21 protein-coding genes are annotated in these 25,247 nt (G+C 69.5%); 13 read left to right on the forward strand and 8 right to left on the reverse strand.

Features of this window, described 5'->3' with window-relative positions; translation table 11 throughout:
• Positions 1–4 precede the first annotated feature (4 nt).
• From fdnG to fdhE, 4 genes are all read left to right on the forward strand, one after another.
• On the forward strand, positions 5–3,085 hold the full coding sequence (fdnG, locus tag MKK84_RS11600; RefSeq protein WP_243919852.1) for a formate dehydrogenase-N subunit alpha: 3,081 nt from the start codon (positions 5–7) through the stop codon (positions 3,083–3,085).
• A 13-nt stretch (positions 3,086–3,098) separates the two neighbouring features.
• Entirely contained in the window at positions 3,099–4,034 is a 936-nt protein-coding gene (fdxH, locus tag MKK84_RS11605; RefSeq protein WP_243919854.1) for a formate dehydrogenase subunit beta, read from the forward strand.
• Positions 4,035–4,317: 283 nt separating this feature from the next.
• Positions 4,318–5,040 carry a formate dehydrogenase subunit gamma gene (locus MKK84_RS11610; protein ID WP_243919863.1) on the forward strand — a complete coding sequence of 241 codons (723 nt, stop codon included), beginning with the start codon at positions 4,318–4,320 and terminating at the stop codon, positions 5,038–5,040.
• Positions 5,041–5,043: 3 nt separating this feature from the next.
• On the forward strand, positions 5,044–6,027 hold the full coding sequence (gene fdhE, locus MKK84_RS11615) for a formate dehydrogenase accessory protein FdhE (protein ID WP_243919866.1): 984 nt from the start codon (positions 5,044–5,046) through the stop codon (positions 6,025–6,027).
• A 19-nt stretch (positions 6,028–6,046) separates the two neighbouring features.
• Here fdhE and MKK84_RS11620 read toward each other — a convergent pair whose 3' ends face one another.
• The gene (locus MKK84_RS11620) at positions 6,047–6,832 is read right to left on the reverse strand and encodes an NAD(P)H-dependent oxidoreductase (protein ID WP_243919868.1); all 786 of its coding nucleotides are present in this window, start codon (positions 6,830–6,832) and stop codon (positions 6,047–6,049) included.
• A 92-nt stretch (positions 6,833–6,924) separates the two neighbouring features.
• Here MKK84_RS11620 and MKK84_RS11625 point away from each other — a divergent pair, with 92 nt between their 5' ends.
• Entirely contained in the window at positions 6,925–7,875 is a 951-nt protein-coding gene (locus MKK84_RS11625) for a LysR family transcriptional regulator (protein WP_243919870.1), read from the forward strand.
• On the opposite strand, the gene MKK84_RS11630 is transcribed toward MKK84_RS11625, so the two are convergent.
• From MKK84_RS11630 to MKK84_RS11640, 3 genes are all read right to left on the reverse strand, one after another.
• Positions 7,866–8,210 (reverse strand): hypothetical protein, encoded by a 345-nt coding sequence (locus MKK84_RS11630; protein WP_243919872.1) that lies wholly within the window; start codon positions 8,208–8,210, stop codon positions 7,866–7,868. The genes MKK84_RS11625 and MKK84_RS11630 overlap by 10 nt on opposite strands.
• A 197-nt stretch (positions 8,211–8,407) precedes the next feature.
• Positions 8,408–8,893: an SRPBCC family protein gene (locus MKK84_RS11635; protein WP_243919873.1), complete on the reverse strand. Its 486-nt coding sequence runs from the start codon at positions 8,891–8,893 to the stop codon at positions 8,408–8,410.
• Positions 8,894–9,306: 413 nt separating this feature from the next.
• Positions 9,307–9,942 carry a L,D-transpeptidase gene (locus tag MKK84_RS11640; protein ID WP_243919875.1) on the reverse strand — a complete coding sequence of 212 codons (636 nt, stop codon included), beginning with the start codon at positions 9,940–9,942 and terminating at the stop codon, positions 9,307–9,309.
• Between the two features lie 323 nt (positions 9,943–10,265).
• On the opposite strand from MKK84_RS11640, the gene MKK84_RS11645 reads away from it, so the two are divergent.
• On the forward strand, positions 10,266–11,558 hold the full coding sequence (locus tag MKK84_RS11645; RefSeq protein WP_243919877.1) for an ArgE/DapE family deacylase: 1,293 nt from the start codon (positions 10,266–10,268) through the stop codon (positions 11,556–11,558).
• Between the two features lie 56 nt (positions 11,559–11,614).
• Here MKK84_RS11645 and MKK84_RS11650 read toward each other — a convergent pair whose 3' ends face one another.
• Together MKK84_RS11650 and MKK84_RS11655 are read right to left on the reverse strand one after the other, a co-directional pair.
• Positions 11,615–12,676 carry an SDR family oxidoreductase gene (locus MKK84_RS11650; protein WP_243919879.1) on the reverse strand — a complete coding sequence of 354 codons (1,062 nt, stop codon included), beginning with the start codon at positions 12,674–12,676 and terminating at the stop codon, positions 11,615–11,617.
• A gap of 490 nt (positions 12,677–13,166) precedes the next feature.
• Positions 13,167–14,501, reverse strand: a complete 1,335-nt coding sequence (locus MKK84_RS11655; RefSeq protein WP_243919882.1) for an aspartate aminotransferase family protein — start codon at positions 14,499–14,501, stop codon at positions 13,167–13,169.
• Between the two features lie 167 nt (positions 14,502–14,668).
• Here MKK84_RS11655 and MKK84_RS11660 point away from each other — a divergent pair, with 167 nt between their 5' ends.
• From MKK84_RS11660 to MKK84_RS11670, 3 genes are all read left to right on the forward strand, one after another.
• Entirely contained in the window at positions 14,669–15,229 is a 561-nt protein-coding gene (locus tag MKK84_RS11660; protein ID WP_243919883.1) for a cupin domain-containing protein, read from the forward strand.
• 117 nt (positions 15,230–15,346) lie between these two features.
• Positions 15,347–16,666 carry an MFS transporter gene (locus MKK84_RS11665; RefSeq protein WP_243919889.1) on the forward strand — a complete coding sequence of 440 codons (1,320 nt, stop codon included), beginning with the start codon at positions 15,347–15,349 and terminating at the stop codon, positions 16,664–16,666.
• A gap of 68 nt (positions 16,667–16,734) precedes the next feature.
• Positions 16,735–16,926 carry a hypothetical protein gene (locus MKK84_RS11670; RefSeq protein ID WP_243919890.1) on the forward strand — a complete coding sequence of 64 codons (192 nt, stop codon included), beginning with the start codon at positions 16,735–16,737 and terminating at the stop codon, positions 16,924–16,926.
• Between the two features lie 147 nt (positions 16,927–17,073).
• Here MKK84_RS11670 and MKK84_RS11675 read toward each other — a convergent pair whose 3' ends face one another.
• Together MKK84_RS11675 and ccrA are read right to left on the reverse strand one after the other, a co-directional pair.
• The gene (locus MKK84_RS11675; RefSeq protein ID WP_243919891.1) at positions 17,074–17,373 is read right to left on the reverse strand and encodes an alkylphosphonate utilization protein; all 300 of its coding nucleotides are present in this window, start codon (positions 17,371–17,373) and stop codon (positions 17,074–17,076) included.
• 187 nt (positions 17,374–17,560) lie between these two features.
• Positions 17,561–18,847 carry a crotonyl-CoA carboxylase/reductase gene (gene ccrA, locus MKK84_RS11680; protein WP_243919892.1) on the reverse strand — a complete coding sequence of 429 codons (1,287 nt, stop codon included), beginning with the start codon at positions 18,845–18,847 and terminating at the stop codon, positions 17,561–17,563.
• Between the two features lie 463 nt (positions 18,848–19,310).
• Between ccrA and MKK84_RS11685 the strand changes: the two genes are divergently transcribed.
• The 4 genes from MKK84_RS11685 (at position 19,311) to MKK84_RS11700 (ending at position 25,151) form a co-directional block, all read left to right on the forward strand.
• On the forward strand, positions 19,311–21,353 hold the full coding sequence (locus MKK84_RS11685) for a protein meaA (protein WP_409566491.1): 2,043 nt from the start codon (positions 19,311–19,313) through the stop codon (positions 21,351–21,353).
• A gap of 110 nt (positions 21,354–21,463) precedes the next feature.
• Complete coding sequence (locus MKK84_RS11690; RefSeq protein ID WP_243919895.1) at positions 21,464–23,149, forward strand: methyl-accepting chemotaxis protein; 1,686 nt, start codon at positions 21,464–21,466, stop codon at positions 23,147–23,149.
• A gap of 47 nt (positions 23,150–23,196) precedes the next feature.
• Positions 23,197–24,234, forward strand: a complete 1,038-nt coding sequence (locus tag MKK84_RS11695) for a glycosyl transferase (RefSeq protein ID WP_243919897.1) — start codon at positions 23,197–23,199, stop codon at positions 24,232–24,234.
• Entirely contained in the window at positions 24,231–25,151 is a 921-nt protein-coding gene (locus MKK84_RS11700) for an NAD-dependent epimerase/dehydratase family protein (RefSeq protein WP_243919899.1), read from the forward strand. Before MKK84_RS11695 ends, MKK84_RS11700 begins: the two co-directional genes overlap by 4 nt.
• Positions 25,152–25,247 lie beyond the last annotated feature (96 nt).

A 25,247-nucleotide genomic window follows, 5' to 3' on the forward strand; every position in this document is an offset into this window, starting at 1 on the left:
GGAGATGACGGTCCAGGTCTCAAGGCGTGGCCTGCTCAAGGGGGCCGGTGCCGGTCTCGCGGGCGGCTCGCTGGGCGCACTCGGATTCGGCGGACTCGAGCCCGCCATGGCCGCCGCTGTGCGGCCCTTCAAGCTCGCGCAGATGCGCGAGACCCGCAACACCTGCCCGTACTGCTCGGTGGCGTGCGGCGTCATCCTGTACAGCCTGGGTGACCGTTCGAAGAACGCGCGCTCCTCGGTGATGCATATCGAGGGGGACCCGGATCATCCGGTCAACCGCGGCACGCTCTGCCCGAAGGGCTCAGCGTTGCTCGACTTCGTGCATGCCGAGACCCGCACCAAGTACCCGCTCCATCGCGCCCCGGGCACGTCGGAGTTCAAGCGGGTCTCCTGGGACTTCGCCCTCGACCGGATCGCGGAGCTCCTGAAGGCGGATCGCGACAAGAATTTCGTGGCCAAGAACGGCGACCTCACGGTCAACCGCTGGACCACGATGGGCTTCCTCGGCGCCTCGGCCACCACCAACGAGACGGCGTGGCTGACCTACAAGACAGTCCGAAGCATGGGGGCCCTCGTCTTCGATAATCAGGCCCGAGTTTGACACGGTCCGTCGGTCGCCAGTTTGGCGCCCTCCTTCGGACGCGGTGCGATGACCAACCTCTGGATGGACATCAAGCACGCGGACGTGATTACCGTGATGGGCGGCAATGCCGCCGAAGCTCACCCCTGCGGCTTCAAGTGGGTCGTCGAGGCGAAAGCCCATAACAATGCCAAGCTGATCGTCGTCGATCCGCGCTTCACCCGCACCGCGTCGGTGGCCGATCTCTACTGCCCGATCCGGCAGGGGACCGACATCGCCTTCCTGTCGGGCGTGGCCAAGTACCTGCTCGACAACGACAAGGTGCAGCACCGCTACGTGTCCGCCTACACCAACGCCGGGTACGTGGTCCGCGAGGGCTACGACTTCAGCGAAGGGCTGTTCGCGGGCTACGACGCGGACAAGCGCGACTACGACAAGACCACCTGGGACTACGAGATCGGTCCCGATGGCTACGCCGTGGTCGACGAGACGATGCAGCATCCGCGCTGCGTCATGCAGCTCCTGAAGAAGCACATCGCGATCTACACGCCCGAGATGGTCGAGCGGATCTGCGGCTCGCCCAAGGAGACCTTCCTGAAGGTCTGCGAGCTGATGGCGACGACGTCTTCGCCGGAGCGCACCATGGCGTCGCTCTACGCGCTCGGCTGGACGCACCACTCCAAGGGCTCGCAGAACATCCGCTCGATGTGCATCGTGCAGACGCTGCTCGGCAACATCGGCATGCTCGGCGGCGGCATGCAGGCCCTGCGCGGTCACTCCAACATCCAGGGGCTGACCGATATCGGGCTGATGTCGAACCTCATCCCGGGCTATCTCAACATCCCGGTGGAGAAGGAGCCGACCTACGCGAGCTACGTCGCCAAGCGGCAGTTCAAGCCGCTGCGTCCGGGACAGACGAGCTACTGGCAGAACTACAACAAGTTCTTCGTCTCGTTCCAGAAGGCGATGTGGGGCGATTACGCCACCAAGGACAACGACTGGGCGTACGATTACCTGCCCAAGCTCGATGTGCCGACCTACGACGTGCTGCGCGGGTTCGAACTCGCCAAGCAGGGCAAGATGACCGGCTACGTCATCCAGGGCTTCAACCCCCTGCTGTCGTTCCCGAATCGCGCCAAGATGACGGAAGCCTTCTCCAAGATGAAGTTCATCGTGGTGATGGATCCGCTCAAGACCGAGACGGCGCGGTTCTGGGAGAACCACGGCGAGTACAACGACGTCGATCCGACCCAGATCCAGACCGAGGTGTTCGAGCTGCCGACCACCCTGTTCGTGGAGGAGGAAGGCTCGCTCTCGAACTCCAGCCGCTGGCTGCAATGGCACTGGCAGGCGCAGGAGCCGCCGGGCGAGTGCCGCTCGGACATCGAGATCATGTCGGAGATCTTCCTCCGCATGAAGGCGGCCTACAAGAGGGATGGCGGCGCGTTCCCGGATGCGATCGTCAACCTGAAGTGGGACTACGCGATTGCCGAGTCGCCGACGCCGACGGAGCTCGCCCGCGAGCTCAACGGCTACACGGTGGCGCCGACGCCGGATCTCAACGGGACCATCATCCCGGCGGGCAAGCAGGTCGACGGCTTCGCCCAGCTCAAGGATGACGGCACCACCGCCTGCGGCTGCTGGATCTACTCGGGCTGCTACACCGAGAAGGGCAACACCATGGCCCGCCGGGACAATACCGATCCCGGCGACCGCGGCATCGCCCCGAACTGGGCTTTCGCGTGGCCGGCCAACCGCCGCGTGCTCTACAACCGCGCCTCGTGCGACCCCGAGGGTCGTCCGTGGTCGGAGAAGAAGAAGCTCATCGAGTGGAACGGCAAGCAGTGGATCGGCTTCGACGTGCCGGATTACGGCGTCACCGTCGCCCCCGATAAGGGTGTCGGGCCGTTCATCCTGAACCAGGAGGGCGTCGCCCGCCTGTGGACCCGGGGCCTGATGCGCGATGGGCCGTTCCCGACCCATTACGAGCCGTTCGAATCACCGATGGCCAACATCCCGTTCCCGAAGATCAAGGGCGCGCCCGCGTCCCGGATCTTCAAGGACGACTTGGCCGATCTCGGTACCGCGGAGGAGTTCCCCTACGCGGCGACGAGCTACCGGCTGACCGAGCACTTCCACGGCTGGACCAAGCACGCCCGGATCAACGCGATCCTTCAGCCGGAGGCCTTCGTGGAGATCTCGGAGGAGCTCGCCAAGGAGAAGGGCATCGCCCGGGGCGGCTGGGTCCGCGTCTGGTCGAAGCGCGGCTCGCTCAAGGCCAAGGCCATGGTGACCAAGCGGATCAAGCCGCTGATCTGCGACGGCAAGCCCGTCCACGTCGTCGGTATCCCGCAGCACTGGGGCTTCATGGGCCACACCAAGAAAGGATGGCATCCGAACTCGCTGACGCCGGTCGTGGGCGATGCCAACACCGAGACGCCGGAGTTCAAGGCCTGGCTCGTGAATATCGAGCCGACCACGCCCCCGTCGGATGCGGTCGCGTAAGGGGAGCTGAATCATGGCCGACTACAGCTCCCTCGACATCCGCCAGCGCTCCGCCTCCACGGAGACGCCGCCGGAGATCCGCCGTCAGGTGGAGGTCGCCAAGCTCATCGACGTGTCGAAGTGCATCGGCTGCAAGGCCTGCCAATCGGCCTGCGAAGAGTGGAACGACCTGCGCGACGATATCGGTGTGAACACCGGCAGCTACCAGAACCCCCACGACCTCACGCCCAAGTCGTGGACCCTGATGCGGTTCACCGAGTACGAGAACCCGGAGACCAACAACCTCGAATGGCTGATCCGCAAGGACGGCTGCATGCATTGTTCCGAGCCGGGCTGCCTCAAGGCGTGCCCGTCGCCGGGCGCGATCGTGCAGTACTCCAACGGCATCGTCGACTTCATCGAGGAGAACTGCATCGGCTGCGGCTATTGCGTGAAGGGGTGCCCGTTCAACATCCCGCGCATCAGCCAGACCGACCACAAGGCGTACAAGTGCACCCTGTGTTCGGACCGGGTGGCGGTGGGTCAGGCTCCGGCCTGCGCCAAGGCCTGCCCGACCGGCTCGATCATGTTCGGCACCAAGCAGGCGATGATCGAGCAGGCCGAGACCCGGGTCGTCGACCTGAAGTCACGCGGCTTCGCGCATGCCGGCCTCTACGACCCGGCCGGCGTCGGCGGCACGCACGTCATGTACGTGCTGCACCATGCCGATCAGCCGAGCCTCTACGCCGGCCTGCCGAACGACCCGAAGATCTCGCCGCTGGTGGCCTTCTGGAAGGGCGGCGCCAAGGTGTTCGGTCTCGCCGCGATGGGCTTTGCCGCCGTGGCGGGCTTCTTCCACTACGTGACGGCCGGCCCCAACGAGGTCGTGCCCGAGGAAGAGGAAGAGGCGGTCGAGTACGACGAGGCCAAGCGCCGGGACACCGGCGGCGACGAGCTTCGGCCGCACTGAGCGGTCTCCCGGGCTGCTGACGTGGCCCGGGAGACGCGACGCGCCCCCTCTCCCGTGCGGGAGAGGGTTGGGGTGAGGGATCAGGTTTTTCCGGATCGGTCGTGGCCCTCACCCGGCTTTCTGCGAAAGCAGGCCTCCCCGCACGGGAGAGGGGGACCCGCGGTCCCTCCTTTCAACGCAGGGGCCGTAAAACCGGCGACGATGGAGCCGACAGGCCCTATCTTCGATTTCAGAGCCGCCCCCGCCCGCATGCGGAGCCGGCCCGTCAGGCGCGAGAAGGCCGATGACGACCCAGAACGATATCCGGGACGGCGAGACCCGTCCCCTGCATCACGCCAAGTCCACGGCGCCGGAGGTGCTGTACGTCCCGCGCTATACGGGTGTGCAGCGGGTGAACCACTGGATCACCGCGATCCTGTTCACCGTCCTGACCCTCTCGGGGCTGGCGATGTTCACGCCCTACCTGTTCTCGCTGACCGGCCTGTTCGGCGGCGGGCAGGCGACCCGGGCGATCCACCCGTGGTTCGGCGTGGCGCTGGCGGTGAGCTTCTTCTTCCTGTTCGTGCGCTTCTGGAAGCTCAACATCCCCAACAAGGACGATGTCGCGTGGTCGATGAAGATCGGCGACGTGGTCACCAACCGCGAGGACCGGCTGCCCGAACTCGGCAAGTACAATGCCGGCCAGAAGGGCGTGTTCTGGGGCCAGACCGCGCTGATCGGCGTGATGTTCGTCACCGGCTTGGTGATCTGGAACACCTATTTCGGCGGCCTGACCTCCATCGAGACCCAGCGTTGGGCGCTGCTCGCCCACTCGCTCGCGGCCGTGATCGCCATCGCGATCATCGTGGTCCACATCTATGCCGGCATCTGGGTGCGTGGCACCGGCCGGGCGATGGTCCGCGGGACGGTCACGGGCGGCTGGGCCTACCGGCATCACCGCAAGTGGTTCCGGCAGATCGCCGGCGGCAAGGCCCGCCACGGCTCGGTGGACAAGCGCGGGTCCTGAGGCGTGGCCAATTTCTTCAAGCGTAAATCCGCGGACAAGACCCCGACACAAGCGGAGGCGCCAAAACCGCGCCGCCGGGACTTCAACGAGCTGAAGCCCGATCCCGACAAGATCGGGATTTCCGGCTCGGTCCCGTTCGTCCGCCTGCCCGATCCCACGACCCTGTTCGCCGACCGTGCGGCACGCCTGGACGAGGCGGCCCCCGGGCACCCGCTGGAGGCCTATCTCCGGTTCGTGGCAGAGGTCGCCCGCGCCCAGGCGGCGATCCAGGCCAAGGTGGCGCTCCCACCGCCGCCGGACGGCGCCGATCTGGCGCTGCGGAGCGAGCACGGGATGCCGCCCCTGTCGCGGCACGGTCTGGAGGCTGATCCGGGCTTCGACGCGTGCCTGCTGGCGCTGCTCGACGCCCTGGATCTCACGACCGCACCTGAGGCTTCCGCCGCGGCCCGAGAGAGCCTGCGCGCCGCATCCCGGGAGGATCGCCTCGATCTGGCCCTGCAGGTCTTCGAGGGTGCGCTGCCGGTCGACCGGATCGCCGAGTGCGTGTTGGTCTCCGCGGCCCTGCAGGTCCGCCTCGCCGAGCAGGCGGCCGCCCTCGATCCCAAGATCCTGAAGCCGGTGGCCGACGGCGTCTGCCCGTGCTGCGGCGGCGCGCCGGCAGCGAGCGTCGTCGTCGCCTGGACCCCGGCCGACAAGGCCCGGTATCTGAGCTGCTCGCTCTGCGGCACCTACTGGAACCACGTCCGGATTCGCTGCACCGCCTGCGGTGACGGCGAGAACATCAGCTATTACGGGCTCGACGAGGTCTCGAAGGATGTCCAGGTCGAGACCTGCTCGACCTGCCACAGCTACATCAAACACCTGCACCAGCACCGGGCCCCGCGGCTCGACCCGGTGGCGGACGACATCGCGTCCTACGGGCTCGATCTGAAGATCGCCGAGGAAGGGTTCCGGAGGGCCGGGCTGAACCTGCTGTTCGTGATCTGAACACCGGGTCCAGGCTCGTTCAATCGCCGGCCCGGTGGAGGGCGAACCCGGTCGCGCCGGGGGCCTCCAATCCCGAGCGGAGTTGCATGCTCGGGATCCGGTAATCGCCGCCGTTCTGCTGCCGGAACGGGACCGGGGGCGTCGTCGTGAGGGTGGCCATGCGCTCCCGCAGGCGCTCCGCGACGGTCGCGAACCCGCCCGCGTCGAGGCGATCGGCCTGGTAGACCACGAAGGGCGGCAGCACGGCGTAGCCCGGATAGTACAGGATGCCGTGCTGGATCGGGAACAGCAGGTCGTCGATCGGCCCGTTGATCCCGCGCTCGGCGTAATGCTCCTCCCAGCCGCCGGCGGTCACGATCAGCATGGCGCGCTTGCCCGCGAGGCGGCCCTCGCCGTAGCGGTCGCCCCAGCGCCGGTCGCTGTGCTCGCCGACGCCATACGCGAAGCCGTAGGCGTAGACCCGGTCGACCCAGCCCTTCAGGATCGCCGGCAGGCCGAACCACCAGAGCGGGAACAGCAGGATCAGCTGGTCGGCCCAGAGAAGCTTCTCCTGCTCGGCAACCACATCGGCGGTGAGCGCGCCTGCCCCGAAGGCCTCCCCCGAGGCGGCGGCGACCTGAAGGCGTGCCCCCGGCGCGAGGCCGGGAAAATCGGCCTGGTCCACGGTAGCCTTCCAGCCCATGGCGTGGAGGTCCGAGACCGCGACGGCATGGCCCCGCTCCTCCAGGGAAGCCACGGCCACGTCGCGGAGCGCGCCGCAGAGGGAGCGCCGTTCCGGATGCGCGAAGACGATCAGGATGTTCATGGTGCGGGATCCGTGTCGAACCGGGGCTCCCTTGCTATCCGGCGGTCGACCGTTCCGGTACGTGACGCGCCTGAATAGGATTATGCCGCAGAATGGATCAATCCGACGTCACGCTGGAGCGGATGCGCAGCTTCGTCCGGGTGGCCGAGCGCGGCAGCCTGTCGGCGGTGGCGCGGGAATTCGGGGTCGGGCAATCGACCATCACCCGGCATCTGCGCGAACTCGAGGACGCCCTGGGCGTGGCCCTGATCACCCGGACCACGCGGCGCCTTGCGCTGACGGCGGAGGGGGCGGCCTATTATTCCGATAGCCTGCGCATCCTGCGCCTCGTCGAGCAGGCTGGGGCCGAGGCGCACAGCCGGGCGCAGGCGCCGTCCGGCATCGTCCGCCTGTCGTGCACGGCGGCGCTGGGCGTCCTGCACGTCGGCGCCATCGTGTTCGCGTTCCAGGATCGCTATCCCGAGATCGCGGTGGATCTGAGCCTCACCGACGAACGCATCGATCTGGTTCGCGAGGGGATGGACCTCGCGATCCGCCTGGGGCCCCTGGCCGACAGCGCGTTGAAGCTGCGCGCCCTCGGCCAGTCCGAACGCCGGCTCGTCGCCGCTCCCGCCTACCTGATGGCGCGCGGCCGGCCGCAGTCACCGCAGGAGCTTTCCGACCACGAGGGGATCCGCATGACGAACGTGGCCGGGAGCGGCACCCTCGTCCTCGAAGGACCGGACGCGGCGCGGCACACGGTGCCCTTCGCCGGCCGCCTGCGGGTCGATCACGGGCTTGCCGCGCGGGCGGCGATGCTGGCGGGGCGGGGGATTGCCCCCGCGCACCACTGGCTGGTCGCGGATTGCCTCGCCGATGGCCGGCTGGAAACGGTCCTGCCGGACTACACCGTGCCGTCGGTGCCGCTCAGCCTGCTGATCCAACCCGAGCGGGCCGGAACCGCACGAGTCCGCCTGCTGGCGGATATCCTAGCCGCACAGCTCCGCGCAGTCCCGGGAATCGCGCCGGAGGCCGGCGCTGCCACGGCGTCCGCTCAGCGGTAGCCGTACCGGCTCTTGGCGGCGGCCAGGAGATGCAACGCTTCGCCCGCCTTGCCGGCCGAGCACGCGGCAGCGGCCTGCGCGAGGTCGGCGTTGAAGTGGTCGCCCACGGGCTTGTTGAGGTTGCCGGTGGCCACGTCGCTATCGACGATCGCCTTGGTGCGCGCGATCTCGGGACCGCAGCCACTGCCGGTCGGCAGGGCCATGGGGGCCGGGATGACGGGCGAGGGTTCCATGACCGCCGGGGTGGTACGCTGCTGGCAGGCCGCCAGCGCCGCGACGGCAAGGGCGACGAGGCTAAGGCGCATCGGGAGACGGGGCGCGGGCACGGCGATCATCCTGTTGGGGCGCGGGGGCAGCGCCGCCAGGGTTTTGGGCCGAGCTTGGCAGTGGGTCAATCGCCGCCGCGACACGCCATGCTGGCGCGCGACGCGGGACGTCGGGCACCGGAACTATGGGATTCTGCTGTCATCGGAGTGGGTTGGCACGCGCTGTGACCGGTTCGGTTCAACAGCGCGCGCCGAATCGTGAGCGCCTACTTCGCCTTGTCGGCGAGCGCCTTCAGGCCGGAATCGTAGATGCCCTGGATCGCGTCGACCGCGACCGTGTCGGGGGCGCCCTTGGCGTTGAACGTCCCGGTCCACGTCACCTTCGAGCCGGAGCCCTCGGGGGCGACCGAGAGGGTCGACTTGTAGTCGGCGACCGGCAGCGGGCTCTCCAGGATCGTGTAGGTGTAGCTCATCACCTTGTCATCCCGGGAGACCTGCTCCTCCTTGATGGTGCCGCCGCCCTTCAGGCTCAGCGTGCGGACCTTCATGCCGTCCTGATCGGACAGGGCGCATTTCTCGATGGCCGGGTGCCAGTCACCGATGCCGCAAAACTCACCGATCGTCTGCCAGACCTTGGCCGGCGGCGCGGCGATGTCGGCCGTGCGCGTCACATCCAGGGCGTAGCCCGGCACGGTGGCCGCGGCGAGCGCCAGGGCGGCGAGGGGAAGGGACCGGCAGAAAGCGAAAGGCATCTCGGGGGTGTCTCCATCCGTCTCAGGTCGCGGCAGGCGCCGCGCGGGCTCTGGGGCCGCCGGGGAGCTAAGCCTGGATCGCCCCGGCGGCAATGGGGCAGGGAACCGGAACCCGGCCTTCAGGTCCAGACGACGCGGCCGCTGATCGTCTGCGCAAGGGCACGGAGCCTCGGACGGAGGGACGTGCCTCCGTTCGGTCGCTCAACCGGTCGAGGTTCGGGTGGCGGACGCACCCGTCGCGTTCGAGGAAGCGCACCACCAGAGAGCCCACGACCGTGACGGCCGCGATGTCGCCCACGGTCCAGTCGCGGTCACCGGCCAGTCGAAAGATCTCGAAGTGACCGCCGTTGATCTCGCGGCGCGGGCGGGCCTAGAGGCTCGGGGTCGCGCCGATCAGTCGGGCGGTGCTCGGCCTACCAACTGTCGTCGTCGGCCTGGGCGGGGTAACCGTAGCCCGCCGCCGGGGCGTAGGCGGGCGGGGCGACGGGGCGGTAATAGGCCGGTAGCGAGCGGCGGCCCATCTGGTCGCCATCCACCAGCAGATCGTCCGTTCCGTAGGGGTTCCGGTTCCGGGCGACGCGCGTGCCGCGCGACCGGCCTTCCGCCACCGGAGCATCCATCCCGTCGATCACCACCCGGGTCCGGCCCATGCCCTCGGCCTTGACCAAGTTGAACAGGGTCGCGGCGTTGCGCACCGACAGGCGCACGCAGCCATGCGACGCAGCCCGCCCGAGGTTGCGGACATGGTTGGTGCCGTGGATCGCGTGGCCCTGGTTGGTGAAGAACATCGCGAACGGCATGGGTGCGTCGTCCCACTCCTTCGAGAAGTGGGTGCGCTCCATCCGGAAGGGACGATAGGATCCCGAGGGCGTGTCGTGGCTCTCGACACCGGTGGAGACGGGCCAGGAATAGCGGGGCTGCCCGTCGACCGTGACCGCCATGCGTTGGGCGCTCTTGTCGACGTTGATCAGCACGTCCGCGGAGGCCGAAGCCGGGACGGTGGCCCATAGGAGCAGGCCGGACAGGACCGAGACCAGACCGATACGCATGCGAGACTCCGACCGGAAAACCGAGACGGTTTGCCGACACGCTAAGCCTTTGGCAACGCCAAGGTTCCGGCAGGCTCCAACCCTGCGCAGTCACGCTTCGCTGAGTGCCGGTCCGGCGCCGCCTTGATCCAGGTTCGGGCGGTCCGGCACGAACCGTGCTGTTGCCAACCGGCCGGTTGACAGCGGCCCGGGCCCGGGCGCCTCCTCCGGCCGAGAGCCGATCGCGTTGCGATCAGCTCTCGGTGTTTGCTTGGCCGCGCTCTCCTGCGCCGAACCGGCGTCCCCTTCGGCGGCGAGCGCTCTGAAACCGGTTCGGAGTTCCCATGGCCCTCGACCCCGCCCTCGCCGCCGAGATCGAAGCCTCCGTGGCGGAGGGGTTTGCCGATCAGGTCGCCCACACGCAGGCGCTGGTCCGGTTCGCCTCCCTGCGGGGCGAAGAGCATGCCTGCCAGGATTACGTGTTCGAGCAGTTCCGCGCCCGCGGCTACGCCACCGAGCGCTTCGCCATGGACCGGGACGCCATCGCGGCCCATCCGGGCGGCTCGAAGATCGACGACGCGCTCCATTCGGACGCGCCGATCGTGGTCTGCCACCACCGGCCGAGCACCGAGACGGGTCGCTCCCTGATCCTCCAGGCCCATGTCGACGTGGTGCCGCCGGGGCCCCTCGACCTCTGGAGCCATCGGCCGTTCGATCCGGTGATCCAAGGCGACTGGATGTATGGCCGCGGGGCCGGCGACATGAAGGCCGGGCACGCCGCCAACCTGTTCGCCCTCGACGCGCTCGCCCGCCTCGGCCTGCAGCCGGCGGCCTCCGTGACGGTCCAGTCGGTGGTCGAGGAGGAATCCACCGGCAATGGTGCCCTGATGACCCATCTGCGCGGCTACCGGGCCGACGCGGTGCTGATCCCCGAGCCGGAGGACGAGAAGCTGGTGCGCGCCAATACCGGCGTACTCTGGTTCACCGTGGAGGTGCGGGGCGTGCCGGTCCATGTCCGCGAGATGGGGGCGGGCGCCAACGCGATCGACGCGACCTATCGGGTGATCGGGGCGCTGCGCGCCGTCGAGGCCCGCTGGAACGCCGAGAAGGCGTCGCACCCGCATTTCGAGGCCGAGGAGCACCCGATCAACCTCAACATCGGCAAGATCGAGGGCGGCGACTGGGCCTCCTCGGTTCCGGCCTGGTGCCGGATCCACTGCCGCGTTGCGCTCTATCCGGGCGTGACCGCCGCGCAGGCCGCCGCCGAGATCGAGGCTGCGGTCGCGTCCTTCTCCCGCACCGACCCGTTCCTCGCCAACAGCCCGCCACGAGTGGTGTTCAACGGCTTCTTCGCCGAGGGCTACGTGCTGGAAGAGGGCTCCGAGGCCGAGGCGGTGCTCGGCCGCGCCCACGAGCGGGCGATCGGGTCACCGCTTCAGAGCTTCATGACGGCGGGCTACCTCGATACCCGGGTTCACGCCCTCTACGACCGGGTGCCGGCTTTGTGCTACGGACCGACGTCCCAGAACATCCACGGCTTCGACGAGCGCGTGAGCCTCGCCTCGGTGAAACGAATCACGACCACCATGGCGCTGTTCGTGGCCGAGTGGTGCGGGACGGAGCGCAAGGCCGGGTGACGTTGACGGGCCGGCGCTCGGAAGGCTCCGATGCGCGATATCCCGCGCGCGGTGCCTCAGGGGATCAGCCGGTCCGCGCGGAGTTGGGCGAACAGGTCGTAAAATGCGTCGTCGGTCGGCTGATACGCCGTGAAGCCGAGGCGGCGGCTCTTGCTCATGTCGGTCACGACCTCGATCGGCCGGCCGAGATCGGCATCCGTGTGCCACGGCGAGGCCAGCTTCTCCAGGCTCGGCTCGGCCAGTCCGTAGCGCTGCGCGATTTCGGCCCAGGCCGGGCCGTCCTGCGCCATCCGGGGTTCCAGGGGCCGGTGCGTGCCGTCGAACGGCACCGCCTCGATCCCGAACCACGCCGCGATCCGGCCCCACATCCAGCTCCAGCGGAAGACATCGCCGTCGACGACGTTGAACGCCTCGTTGGCGGCCTTGGGCTCGGTGGAGGCCCAGAGCAGCTGGCGGGCGAGCAGCCGTGCGTCGGTCATGTCGGTGAGGCCGTTCCACTGCACGGCCGAGCCCGGGAAGATGAACGGGCGGCCCAGCTCCCGGCACAGGGTGGCGTAGCAGGCGAGCGTCGTGCCCATGTTCATGGCGTTGCCCACCGCCTTGCCGATGATCGTGTGCGGGCGGTGGACGCTCCAGGCGAAGCCGTCGCGCGCGCTGGCCGCGAACACCGCATCCTCCTGCGCGTAGTAGAAATTCTCGATGTCCAGGCGACCCTGGTCCTCGCGGAACGGCGTCTGCGGCAGGGTGCCTTTGCCGTAGGCCTCGAACGGGCCGAGATAGTGCTTCAGCCCGGTCACCAGGGCGACGTGGCGGACGCTCTTCTTCGGGCGCAGCGCATCGAGGACGTTCTCGATCATGGCCCGGTTGACGCGGATCATCTCCGCCTCGGTCGGGCGCCTCTGCCAGGTCGCGAGAAACACGTGGGTCGGTGCGAGTTCGGCCAGGGCTCGCTCCAGCGAGGCCGGATCCTGCAGGTCGCCCGCCACCGGTTCGACGCCCGCCTGGGCCACGGGGTTGCGCGCGAGGCCTGCGACCCGCCAGCCCTCCTGATGGAGCAGCGCCGCAGTGGCGCTGCCGACGATCCCGCTGGCGCCAACGATCAGGGCGGTGTTCGACATGGAAAACCTCGCGCCCGGCGAAAATCCGGGTCCGGGGCAGATGGGCACGGGTGGTGTCGCAACAACCCCACCGTGCAGGGCAGGCACCTATGCGGCGGGCTCAGGGCGTGGTTTCGAAAGGTCGGGACCCAGCCCTTTCAAGGTGTTTGGGCTGGTTGAAAGGATCGCAATTCGTGGCTTTAACATATTGAAGAAGACCCGCCTTTTCCCCTCTCCCGTGCGGGGAGGGGTCAGGGGTGGGGGTGGTTCAGGATCGAGCGTTCCGGGGCCTCCTGCACCACCCCCACGCGGGATCTGCGATCCCCAAACTCCTCCCCGCAAGGGGGAGGAGAGCGCGCTTCGCTGGTATCCCGATCCATCCGCAAACACCGTGAAAGGGCTGGGTCGAGACCTTTCGCAGGTGCAGGGCGACGCTCTGGAATCCGTCAGGGCTTTGCCCTTAAAACCCACCAAAGGGCTGAGGCCCTTTGGAAACCAGGGTCAAAAGCCGTCAGGCGACCCGGTCGATGGCCGCGCCAAGGATGTCGACGATCTCTTCGATCTGGCTGCGCTCGATGATCAGCGGCGGCGACAGCGCGATGATGTCGCCGGTCACCCGGGTGAGCAGGCCGCGCTCGAAGCACTCCACGAACACATCGTAGGCGCGCTTGCCCGGCGCGTCGGGACGCGGCGCCAGCTCGACGCCGGCGACGAGGCCGATGGTGCGGATGTCGATGACACCCTTGCGCCCGCGCAGGTCGTGGATCGCCGCGGCCCAATCGTCGGCGATGTCGGCGACGCGGGTGAGCAGACCCTCCTCCCGGTAGATGTCCAGCGTCGCGATCCCGGCCGCGCAGGCGATCGGGTGCCCGGAATAGGTGTAGCCGTGGAACAGCTCGATCCCGTCCGGGCCGTTCATCAGCCCGTCGTGCACCGCCCGGCTCGCGAACACCGCGCCCATCGGCACCGTGCCGTTGGTCAGCCCCTTGGCGCTGGTCACCAGGTCGGGGACGACGCCGAAGAAATCGGTCGCAAACGGCGCGCCCAGGCGGCCAAACCCGGAAATGACCTCGTCGAAGATCAGCAGGATGCCGTGCTTGGTGCAGATCTCGCGCAGGCGCTCCAGGTAGCCCTTCGGCGGCACCAGCACGCCGGTCGAGCCCGCCACCGGCTCGACGATGCAGGCCGCGATGGTCTCGGCCCCGTGGAGGGCCACCAGCCGCTCCAGATCCTCGGCGAGCTCTGCCCCGTGCTCGGGCTGGCCCTTCACGAAGGCGTTGCGGGCCGGGTCGTGGGTGTGGCGCAGGTGGTCGGTGCCGTTGAGCTGCGGGAAGACGCGCCGGTTCGACACGATGCCGCCAACCGACAGGCCGCCGAAGCCGACGCCGTGATAGCCGCGCTCGCGGCCGACAAGCCGGGTGCGGGTGCCCTGGCCGATCGCCCGCTGATAGGCGAGCGCGATCTTGAGGGCGGTGTCGACCGATTCCGAGCCGGAATTGGTGAAGAACACCCGGTCGAGGCGCTTGTCCGGGCCGCCCGGTGCGATCTCCGCCAGCCGCTCGGCGAACTCGAACGCGATGGGATGGCCCATCTGGAAGGTCGGGGCGAAGTCGAGCGTCGCGAGCTGGCGCTCCACGGCCGACGCGATGCCCCGCCGGCCATGCCCGGCGTTGACGCACCACAGGCCCGCAGAGCCGTCGAGGATCTTGCGGCCGTCATCGGCGGTGTAGTGCATGCCTTCCGCGGAGACGAGCAGGCGCGGCGCCGCCTTGAACTGGCGGTTGGCCGTGAACGGCATCCAGAAGGCGTCCATCGCGGGCGTGTTGCGGAGCGGATGGTCGGTCATGGGGCGGCTCTCCGGGGCAGGCGGCGCGGATCAGGCAACGGGACCAGGGGACACCTTCGCCGATCGGGCAACAAGTCCTTTTCTGGTCGCCGCCAACCCCTTGCAGGAACGGGGCCGCGGGTGGCACCGTTTCGGAATCCGCAACACCTGAAACGGGGCCCGGCCGGATGAGCATCGATGTCGGCGCGCGCCTGCGCTTCGTGCGCGCCCGCCACGGCCTGTCGCAGCGGACGCTCGCCAGGCGGGCCGGGGTGACGAATTCCGCGATCTCGTTGATCGAGGCCAACCGGGTGAACCCCTCGGTGGGCGCCCTGAAGCGGATCCTCGACGGGGTGCCGATCGGCATGGCCGAATTCTTCGCGCTGGAGCCGGAGCCCGAGCGCAAGGCGTTCTTCGCCGCCGAGGAGCTGACCGAGATCGGCCGTCGGGCCGCAAAGGGGGCGATCTCGTACCGTCAGGTCGGCGACAGCCTGTTCGGGCGCAAGCTCCAGCTCCTCAAGGAGCGCTACGAGCCCGGCGCCGATACCGGACGGGTGCCGCTCTCCCACGAGGGCGAGGAGGGCGGCATCGTGCTCTCCGGCCGGCTGGAGGTCACGGTGGATGCCGAGCGTCGGATCCTCGGCCCCGGCGACGCCTACAGCTTCGACAGCCGGCGGCCGCACCGCTTCCGCTGCGTGGGCCCGATCCCCTGCGAGGTGGTGAGCGCCTGCACGCCGCCGAGTTTCTGAGGCGGCGTGCACGGGTCCGGATGAAAAACCCGACCTGTCGCGCGCAGACGTTGCGGTCGCCCGCCCGACTGGCGCATGCAGGGCGTCGTCTGAATTCATAATGCTGCGCGAGGATCGATGGCCGTCACCACCGCCGCCCCGGCCGCCGGATCCGGAACGAACCAGTCCGCCCGGGCGGCGCTGGCGGCGTTCGTGGGCACCACGATCGAGTGGTACGACTTCTTCATCTACGGCACGGCGGCGGCCCTGGTGTTCGGGCCGCTCTTCTTCACGGCGGAGTCGCCCTACATCGCGACGCTCTCGGCCTTCGGCACCTTCGCGGTGGGCTTCCTGGCGCGGCCGCTGGGCGGCCTGATCTTCGGGCATCTGGGCGACCGGTTCGGGCGCAAGCGGGCGCTCGTGGCGACGCTGGTGATGATGGGCATCGCCACCTCGGGGATCGGCCTGCTGCCGACCTACGCGTCGGTCGGCCTGTGGGCGCCGGTGATGCTGGTCGTGCTGCGGCTGATCCAGGGGCTCGCGGTCGGTGGCGAGTGGGGCGGGGCGGTGCTGATGGCCGCCGAGCACGCGCCGGCCGGGCGCAACACCTTCTTCGCCTCCTTCGCGCAGCTCGGCAGCCCCGCCGGGCAGATCCTGTCGCTGCTGGCCTTCCGGCTCGCGGGCCTGCTCGACAAGGAGAGTTTCCTGGCCTGGGGCTGGCGGGTGCCGTTCCTCGTCAGCATCCTGCTGCTCGCGGTCGGGCTCGCAATTCGCCTCGGCGTCGCGGAATCGCCGGCCTTCGAGAAGGCCCGGGCCGCCGGTGGCCCACCGCCGGCCCCCGTGCGCGAGGTGCTGACGACCTGCCTCAAGCCGGTGCTGCTGGCCGCCGGCGCCAACACCTTCGCGATCGCCTCGGTCTACCTGTTCAACACCTTCATGATCGCCTTCACCACACAGTATCTCGGCATCGCCCGGGCGACGATCCTCGACGCCCTGCTGATCGCCGCCGTGGTGCAGTTGATCATGACCCCGGTGGGCGCCCGGATCGCCGAACTCATCCGCAACGAGCGCCTGTTCCTGCAGGGCACGCTGATCTGGGCGATGCTGGCGCCCTATCCGCTGTTCTGGCTGGTCGAGACCAAATCGGTGCCGCTGATCGTGGTGGGCCTCGCGCTGAACGTGGTCGGCAGCGCGACCTTCTACGCGGTGATCGCGGGCTACCTCGCGGGCGCCTTCCCGACCCGGGTGCGCTATACGGCGATCTCCATTGCCTACCAGTTCTGCGGCGCGCTGGCCGGCGGCCTGACGCCGATCGTCGGCACCGTGCTGGCCGAGCGCTTCCAGGGCCACTGGTGGCCGATCGCCGTGTTCGGCACGATGCTGGCGGGCGTGTCCTTCATCTGCGTGACGCTGATCGGCGGCTACCGGGCGCGCCAGCGCGGCTTCCTCGACGACTGAGGCGGATCGATCGAAAGCCGTGGATCGGCGTAACGCCGGATTCAGGCGAGCGGTCTAGCCTCCACGGCATGGATCCCGTTTCCGTCGCATCCGCCGTCCAGATGCTGGGCGCAGCCCAGAACCAGCAGATCGGCGTGGCAATCGCCCGGCAGCAGCTCGCGGCCGACAAGGCCGTGGCCGGCCTCGTGGCGGAGGGCGCCCAGAGCGCGGCGCCGCCGGCGCCCCCCGGCCAGGGCCTGAGCGTCGACCTGAGGGTCTGAGGGACCGCTCGACCGGAGCACTGGGTTTTCCGCTGCGCGGATCGATCCCGTCGTGGTTTCGAAGGGTCGCGACCGTTCGCGGGTCCAGGACGGGGCCCTGGTCAACACGGCCCTGGCCAGCACGTAGGGCAGTGCGCCCAGCAGGGATCAGCGCTTGCGCACGAACTCCGTGCGCAGGACCAAGCCCTTGATGGTGTCGTGGCGGCAGTCGATCTCCGCGGGATCGTCCGTGAGGCGGATCGACCGGATGACCGTGCCCTGCTTGAGGGTCTGGTTCGCGCCCTTGACCTTCAGGTCCTTGATGAGCGTGACCGAATCGCCGTCGGCGAGGACGTTGCCGGCCGCATCGCGGACCTCGGCCCGAGCCGGCGCCGCGGCCGCCCGACCGGGTGGGAGCCACTCGCCGGTGGCCTCGTCGTACACGTAAGTCTCGTCGGCGCCCGTCAAATCCCAAACCCCCGGTTCGGATCGGGCCGGGTCCGTCAGGATCTCTCAGGCCCGCATCCGCGCATTCCGCCACACCGAACCGGTCACCGATTCGGCGGGGGATGGTCGAGCTTAACCGATCGGGCCGGCCCCGCGCGAGGGCGGCGGGGCCGGGGAGGGGGCTTCGAAGGGGGCCTTTTAGTGGGCCTTACCGCTTGAGCGGCCCGGCCTCGATCACGTCCTCGACGGTCCGCAGACCGGCGCGGGGCGCGTTGACCAGGCAGGCCATGTTGCCCGGCGGGTGCTGGTTCTTCCACATCTTGGTGTGGGCGTGGGGGATCTTGTCCCACGGGAAGACCTCGCTCATGCAGGGGTCGATCCGCCGGTCCAGCACGAACTGGTTCGCCGAGGAGGCCTGCTTGAGGTGGGCGAAGTGGGAGCCCTGGATGCGCTTCTGGCGCATCCAGACGTAGCGGGCGTCGAAGGTGATGTTGAAGCCGGTCGTGCCGGCGCAGAACACCACCATGCCGCCGCGCTTCACCACCAGCGCCGAGACCGGGAAGGTCGCCTCGCCGGGATGCTCGAACACGATGTCGACATCCTGCTTGCCGGTGATGTCCCAGATCGCCTTGCCGAACTTGCGGGCTTCCTTGGTCCAGGCGTGGAACTCAGGCGAGTTCACCTTCGGCAGCTGGCCCCAGCAGTCGAAATCCTTGCGGTTGATCACGCCCTTGGCGCCGAGACTCATCACGTAGTCGCGCTTCGACTCGTCCGAGATCACCGCGATCGCGTTGGCGCCCGAGGCCGCGCAGAGCTGCACGCCGAACACGCCCAGGCCCCCGGAGGCGCCCCAGATCAGCACGTTCTGGCCCGGCTTCACCGTGTGCGGCGCGTGGCCGAACAGCATGCGGTAGGCGGTGGCGAGGGTGAGCGTGTAGCAGGCCGCCTCCTCCCAGGTGAGGTGCTTGGGCCGGACCATGAGCTGGCGGGACTGCACCCGGCAGAACTGGGCGAAGGAGCCGTCGCCGGTCTCGTAGCCCCAGATGCGCTGCGAGGGCGAGAACATCGGGTCGCCGCCGTTGCACTCCTCGTCGTCGCCGTCGTCGCGGTTGCAGTGGACAATGACCTCGTCGCCGACCTTCCAGCGCTTCACCTTGGAGCCGACCTTCCAGACGATGCCGGAGGCGTCGGAGCCCGCGATGTGGTACTCGCCCTTGTGGACGTCGAACGGCGAGATCGGCTCGCCGAGGCCGGCCCAGACGCCGTTGTAGTTGACGCCCGCCGCCATGACGTAGACCAGCACCTCGTCGTCGCCGATCTCCCAGACCGGCAGCACTTCGAGCTGGTGGGACTGTTCCGGGGGTCCGTGGCGCTCGCGCCGGATCGCCCAGGCATACATCTTGGCCGGCACGTGACCGAGCGGCGGGATCTCACCCATCTCGTAGAGATCTTTGACCTCACCGGTCGTCGGACTCAACGCAGCGCTCGCCGCCATCTCGCTCTCCTCTCGTCCCGCGTGTTGCTCACGGCCGCGGTTCTCCCTCGCGCTATAGCGGCGATGCGAAAGGCCTCCAAGTGGGTCGAAAGTCGAAACCCGGAGGTTTTCGACGTGAAAAGGCAGCCCACACAGGGACGGCGCCCACGTATTCAAATTCGGCTTTCGGGGAGACCAAGTATTATTCCGCGCGCGCGGGGCCGCCACCGGACCCGAGACCTTGCACGGCGCTACCGCGCCTCTCAGGTGGACTTTATACCAGTGAACGACCTGCGCGAGGCTGGTCGCGTAGACCGCGCCCCCTCAAATCGCGCTGTTCCGGCGAACAAGTTTTTTAAAGCCCTGCGGCCGCGCGCAGGGGCCTCTTGCACTTCCGTCCCGGATGACGCGTGGCCAAGCCTTCGCTACGGTGGCGGCAACGCTGCGCCCCGAGCGCGGATACAAAGATCACATGGAGGCCAGGATGGGCGCGAGCGCCGCGGAAACCCGGAGCGACAAGTCCAGCCGCGACAAGCCGTGGATCATCCGCACCTATGCGGGACATTCCAACGCGGCGGAGTCGAACGCGCTCTATCGGGGCAACCTCGCCAAGGGCCAGACCGGCCTGTCGGTGGCCTTCGACCTGCCGACCCAGACCGGCTACGACCCGGACCACGAATTGTCGCGCGGCGAGGTCGGCAAGGTCGGCGTCTCGATCGCGCATCTCGGCGACATGCGGACCCTGTTCCAGGACATCCCGCTCGCCCAGATGAACACCTCGATGACCATCAACGCCACGGCCCCGTGGCTGCTGGCGCTCTATCTGGCGGTGGCCGAGGAGCAGGGCGCGCCGCTCGCCGCCCTCCAGGGCACGACCCAGAACGACATCATCAAGGAATACCTGTCGCGCGGCACCTACGTGTTCCCGCCCGCGCCCTCGCTCCGGCTCACCAAGGACGTGATCCTGTTCACGACCAAGAACGTGCCGAAGTGGAACCCGATGAACGTCTGCTCCTACCACCTGCAGGAGGCGGGGGCGACGCCGGTCCAGGAGCTGTCCTACGCGCTGGCCATCGCGATCGCGGTGCTCGACACGGTGCGGGATGATCCCGAGTTCGACGCCGCGAGCTTTTCCGACGTCTTCGGCCGGATCTCGTTCTTCGTGAATGCCGGGCTGCGGTTCGTCACCGAGATCTGCAAGATGCGGGCGTTCTCGGAACTCTGGGACGAGATCGCCCAGGAGCGCTACGGCATCGACGACCCGAAGAAGCGGATTTTTCGGTATGGCGTGCAGGTGAACTCCTTGGGGCTCACCGAGCAGCAACCGGAAAATAACGTCCACCGCATCCTGATCGAGATGCTGGCTGTCACGCTGTCCAAGCGCGCCCGCGCCCGTGCCGTGCAGTTGCCGGCCTGGAACGAGGCGCTCGGCCTGCCGCGACCCTGGGACCAGCAATGGTCGATGCGCATGCAGCAGATCCTGGCCTTCGAGACCGACCTCCTCGAATACGACGACATCTTCGACGGCAGCCACGTGATCGAGGCCAAGGTCGAGGCGCTGAAGGTCGAGACCCGGGCCGAATTGGAGCGGATCGGCGGCATCGGCGGTGCGGTCGCGGCCGTGGAGACCGGGGCGCTCAAGCGCGCGCTGGTGGAGTCGAACGCAAGGCGGATCTCGGCGATCGAGGCCGGCGACCAGATCGTCGTCGGCGTGAACAAGTGGCAGCAGGGCGAGCCCTCGCCGCTCACCGCCGGGGAGGGCGCCATCTTCTCGGTCTCCGAGACGGTCGAGATGGAGGCGCAGACCCGCATCCGCGAATGGCGCAGCCGCCGCGACGAGCAGGCCGTGGGCCAAGCCCTCGACGCCCTGGAGCAGGCGGCCCGCTCGGGCGCCAACATCATGCCGCCCTCGATCGAAGCCGCGAAGGCCGGAATCACCACCGGCGAGTGGGGCGAGCGCCTGCGCGCGGTGTTCGGCGAGTACCGGGCGCCCACCGGCGTGACCCTCGAGACGGTCTCGGCCGGGGCCGCCGAGGAGGCCAAGCTGCTGATCGCCGATCTCGGCGAGCGGCTGGGCGAGACGCCCAAGATCGTGGTCGGCAAGCCGGGCCTCGACGGCCATTCCAACGGCGCCGAGCAGATCGCGCTGCGCGCCCGCGACGTCGGCTTCGACGTGACCTACGACGGCATCCGCCAGACCCCGACCGAGATCGTCGCCAAGGCGAAGGAGACGGGCGCCCACGTGGTCGGCCTGTCGATCCTGTCCGGCTCACACGTGCCGCTGGTGCGCGAGGTCCGGGCCAAGATGCGGGAGGCGGGCCTCGACCATATCCCCGTCGTGGTCGGCGGCATCATCTCGGCGGAGGACGAACTCGTCCTCAAGAACATGGGCGTGCGCGCCGTCTACACGCCGAAGGACTACGCCATCGACCAGATCATGGTCGGGCTGGCCAAGGTGGTGGAGAAGAGCCTGGATCGCCGGGACGGCCCGTCCGACAGGCCGCGCGAGGAGGCCCAGGTCTACTGAGGGGCTGTACGCACAGGTTGAATCGATCGCTTAGGAATCTCAAACAAGTTTAACTGTTTCGCCGCCATACCGCCTTCGGTCCTGCCCCCCGGGACCGAAGGCGACATCACATGCGCACCGGTATTTCGATCGCGGCCAAACTCGGGGCCTGCCTTGCCGCCCTGATACTCCTGATCGCCGCGACGAGCGGTCTCTCCCTGGCGGAGCTGCACAGCGTCAACGCCACGGCGGCGGAACTCCGCGACGTGCGCGTGCCGGCGACTGATGCGCTGGGCCGGATGGGCGTCCTCATCATGCGCCAGCGGGTCAATGGTGGCCGGCTCATCACGGCCGACACGCCGGAGCTGCGGGCAGAGGTCTCGACCCTCATCGCCAAGCGCGGCGAGCAGCTGGCGGCGCAGTTCGGCCGCTACGAGGCCGAGCCGCTCACGCAGGCCGAGCGCGAGAGCTACGCGGCGCTGCGCCGGAACCTCGAAGCCTACAACGCGCTGCAGAAGCAGGCCCTGGACAAGGCCACCACGGGCGACATCGCCGGCGGGCAGCGGATCTACAACACCACGATGTCGGCCGGCATCAACGCCGTGCTCTCGGAGTGGGACCGGCTGGTCGACCTGAACGCCGCCGGCTCGCAGGCGAGCGGCACGCGGATCGCGGAGACCTACGCGGCCGCCAACCGGGACATTCTGGCCCTCGCCGGCCTCGCGTTGATCGTCGCCCTGGGCGCCCTCGTGATGGTGCTGCGCGGCGTCAGCCGGCCGCTGCGGGCGATCTCCGCGGCGACGCAACGCCTCGCCGCCGGCGACATCGCGGCCGAGATCCCGGGCCAGGGCCGCCGGGACGAGATCGGCGCGCTGGCCGGTTCCGTGGTGGTGTTCCGTGACAATCTGGTCCGGAGCCGCGCCCTCGAGGCCGAGACCGCGCTGGCCCGCGCGGATGCCGAAACGCAGCGCCGGGCCGCGACCCGGGCCATGGCCGACGCCTTCGAGCAGGCGGTCGGCGGCATCGTCGGCGGCGTATCGGCGGCCGCCACCGAGCTGGAGGCGACCGCCCGGTCCCTGACCGGAAGCGCGGCGGACTCGGCCGGTCAGTCCGGCACGGTCGCGTCGGCTGCCAACGAGGCCGCCGCCAACGTCAACACCGTTGCGGCGGCGGCCGAGGAGCTGGGCTCGTCGGTCCAGGAGATCGGCCGGCAGGTCAGCGGCTCGGCGGAACTGGCGCGGATCGCCGTCGCCGAGGCGGCCGACACGGTCGCCCTGGTGCAGGACCTGAGCGCCGCCGCCGCGAAGGTTGGCGACGTAGTCGGCCTGATCTCGACCATCGCGGCCCAGACCAACCTTCTGGCCCTCAACGCCACCATCGAGGCGGCCCGCGCGGGCGAGGCGGGGCGCGGCTTCGCGGTGGTCGCCACCGAGGTCAAGGAACTGGCCAGCCAGACGGCGCGGGCGACTGAGGAGATCACCGGTCAGATCACCCGGATTCAGGCCTCCACCGGGCAGGCCGCGAACTCGATCGACGGGATCAGGCGGCGCATCCGCGAGATCGACGGCGTGGCGGCCTCGATCGCCGCCGCCGTGGAGCAGCAGGGCGCGGCAACCCAGGAGATTGTGCGCAACGTCGCCGAGGCGGCGGTGGGCACCGGCGCGGTCACCGGCACCATCGCGAGCCTTGCCCAGGCGGCCGAGGAGACCGGCGCGGCCGCCGCCCAAGTGCTGGGCGCGGCCTCCGACATGTCCCGCCAGTCCGAGCACCTCACCGCCGAGGTCGGTCGGTTCCTCGCCACGGTGCGGGCGGCGTGAGCCACCGGCCCCTCACGATGGCGCCTCGGATCGCGTAGGACGGCACCATGCCGTCCGCCCTGCCCACGCTTCTCCTCCTCGCCGTACCGCTGGCCGCCGCCCTCTCGGCGGGGCTCATCCTGCGGCTGTTCCCGCTGCTGCAGCGCTACGCCCTGGCGCGGCCGAACGCCCGCTCCAGCCACACGGTACCGACGCCGCAGGGGGGCGGCATCGCCGTGGTGACGGCGCTGGTGACGATCTCGGGCCTGCTCATCGCGGCGCCGGAGATCGGCGGCCGGCCGGACTGGATCTGGCTCGCCGGCTGCGCGCTCGCCCTGGCACTCCTCGGGGCCGTGGACGACGTGCGCCCGCTGCCGGCCGGCCTTCGGCTCGTCGCGCAGGCCGTGGCAATCGGCCTGCTGGTCTGGCACCTGGACGGACGGCTGCTGCCCGGCCTCCCCCTTGGGCTCGAACGCGCCCTCGCCCTCGTCGCGGGCCTGTGGTTCGTGAATCTGACGAACTTCATGGACGGGCTCGACTGGATGATCGTGGCGGAGATCGTCCCGGTCTCCGGCGCCCTGCTGCTGTTCGGCCTCGCCGGGCTCCTGCCGCCGCTGCCCACGCTGGTGGCGTCCTGCCTGCTCGGCGCGGTGCTGGGCTTCGCGCCGTTCAACCGGCCGGCCGCAAGGCTCTTCCTGGGGGATGTCGGCGCGCTGCCGATCGGACTCGTCACCGCGTGGCTGCTCTGGCATCTCGCCACGGCGGGGGGACTCGCCGCCGCGCTGCTGCTGCCGCTCACCTATCTCGCCGATGCCAGCCTGACGCTCGCCGCACGGGCCGGCCGGAGGGAACGGATCTGGGAGGCGCATCGGGGCCATTTCTACCAGCGGGCGACCGTGAACGGGCTCACGGTTCCGGGCGTGGTCGGGCGGGTCTTCGCGGTCAATCTCGCGCTGGCGGCGCTGGCCGCCGCGACCTTGTTTTGGCCGTCCTGGCCGGTCACCCTCGCGGCGCTGGCAGTCGGGTCGGCCCTGGTCGCCGGCCTGCTCCGCCGCTTCGCCCGCGCCCCGGCGCCGGCCCCCGCCGAAGGTGCCGCCCACCCGTGACTGGACTGATCGCGCTCACCGGGGCGACCGGCTTCATCGGCCGCCACCTGCTCGCCGACCTCACGGCCCGCGGCTATCGGGTGCGGGTGCTGCTGCGCCGGCCCACCGCCCTGCCGGAGGGCGCCGCGAGCGCGGTGGTGGGCGACCTGACCCGCCCGATCAACATGGCGGCGGCGCTGGCCGGCGTCGACGCGGTGGTGCATTCGGCAGGCCTCGCCCATGCCATGTCGGGCGCGCCCGAGGACGATTACCGCACGCTCAACACGGAGGCGACGCGCAAGCTCGCCGAGGCGGCCGCGCGCGCAAAGGTGCGCCGGTTCGTGTTTCTGTCCTCGATCCGCGCGCAGGTGGGCCCGAGCGCGTCGGGTTCGGTCGGGGAGGGCGATCCCGCGGTGCCGACCGATGCCTACGGCCGCTCCAAGCTGGAGGCCGAGCGGGCCCTGGCCGAGACCGGGCTCGACTGGGTCGCCCTGCGCCCGGTCCTGGTCTACGGCGCCGGCGTGAAGGGCAACATGGCCGCGCTCCTGCGGCTCGCCCGCAGCCCGTACCCGCTGCCGCTCGGCGGCCTCGCGGCCCGGCGCTCGCTGATCTCCCTGGAGAGCCTGTCGGAGGCCGTGGACACAGTCCTGCGAGCGCCAGGCCCCGTGCGGGCGGCGCTGATCGCGGCCGATCCGGATCCGCTCAGCCTGCCCGAGATGATCGCGGCGCTCCGCGTGGGCCTGGGGCGCGGCCCAGGGCTCGTCCCGGTGCCGGCCGGCCTCCTCAAGCTGGCCTGCCGGATGACCGGACGCGACGCGCAATTCGCCCGCATCGCCGAGGGGCTGGTGGCCCGTGCCGACGGCCTCGCGGCGCTCGGCTGGCGCCCAGCGGGATCGACCCGGGACGGGCTGGCGCGGCTCGCGCAAGCCGGCGGCTGAAGATACGAAGCGTCAAATCCGGGATTCCAAAGGGATCATCCCTTTGGCGGGTGTCGGGCAGAGCCCGACGAACCTAGGGCTTTGCCCTGGACCCAC

This window comes from Methylobacterium sp. E-065, from assembly GCF_022829605.1.
Lineage (GTDB): Bacteria > Pseudomonadota > Alphaproteobacteria > Rhizobiales > Beijerinckiaceae > Methylobacterium.

Excerpts from the sequence above, each read along its gene's own strand:
- fdxH (WP_243919854.1), top strand. The coding sequence starts at position 3,099 with ATGGCCGACTACAGCTCCCTCGACATCCGCCAGCGCTCCGCCTCCACG.
- MKK84_RS11610 (WP_243919863.1), top strand. The coding sequence starts at position 4,318 with ATGACGACCCAGAACGATATCCGGGACGGCGAGACCCGTCCCCTGCAT.
- MKK84_RS11620 (WP_243919868.1), bottom strand. The coding sequence starts at position 6,832 with ATGAACATCCTGATCGTCTTCGCGCATCCGGAACGGCGCTCCCTCTGC.
- MKK84_RS11625 (WP_243919870.1), top strand. The coding sequence starts at position 6,925 with ATGGATCAATCCGACGTCACGCTGGAGCGGATGCGCAGCTTCGTCCGG.
- MKK84_RS11630 (WP_243919872.1), bottom strand. The coding sequence starts at position 8,210 with ATGATCGCCGTGCCCGCGCCCCGTCTCCCGATGCGCCTTAGCCTCGTC.
- MKK84_RS11635 (WP_243919873.1), bottom strand. The coding sequence starts at position 8,893 with ATGCCTTTCGCTTTCTGCCGGTCCCTTCCCCTCGCCGCCCTGGCGCTC.
- MKK84_RS11640 (WP_243919875.1), bottom strand. The coding sequence starts at position 9,942 with ATGCGTATCGGTCTGGTCTCGGTCCTGTCCGGCCTGCTCCTATGGGCC.
- MKK84_RS11645 (WP_243919877.1), top strand. The coding sequence starts at position 10,266 with ATGGCCCTCGACCCCGCCCTCGCCGCCGAGATCGAAGCCTCCGTGGCG.
- MKK84_RS11650 (WP_243919879.1), bottom strand. The coding sequence starts at position 12,676 with ATGTCGAACACCGCCCTGATCGTTGGCGCCAGCGGGATCGTCGGCAGC.
- MKK84_RS11655 (WP_243919882.1), bottom strand. The coding sequence starts at position 14,501 with ATGACCGACCATCCGCTCCGCAACACGCCCGCGATGGACGCCTTCTGG.
- MKK84_RS11660 (WP_243919883.1), top strand. The coding sequence starts at position 14,669 with ATGAGCATCGATGTCGGCGCGCGCCTGCGCTTCGTGCGCGCCCGCCAC.
- MKK84_RS11665 (WP_243919889.1), top strand. The coding sequence starts at position 15,347 with ATGGCCGTCACCACCGCCGCCCCGGCCGCCGGATCCGGAACGAACCAG.
- MKK84_RS11670 (WP_243919890.1), top strand. The coding sequence starts at position 16,735 with ATGGATCCCGTTTCCGTCGCATCCGCCGTCCAGATGCTGGGCGCAGCC.
- ccrA (WP_243919892.1), bottom strand. The coding sequence starts at position 18,847 with ATGGCGGCGAGCGCTGCGTTGAGTCCGACGACCGGTGAGGTCAAAGAT.
- MKK84_RS11685 (WP_409566491.1), top strand. The coding sequence starts at position 19,311 with ATGGGCGCGAGCGCCGCGGAAACCCGGAGCGACAAGTCCAGCCGCGAC.
- MKK84_RS11690 (WP_243919895.1), top strand. The coding sequence starts at position 21,464 with ATGCGCACCGGTATTTCGATCGCGGCCAAACTCGGGGCCTGCCTTGCC.
- MKK84_RS11695 (WP_243919897.1), top strand. The coding sequence starts at position 23,197 with ATGCCGTCCGCCCTGCCCACGCTTCTCCTCCTCGCCGTACCGCTGGCC.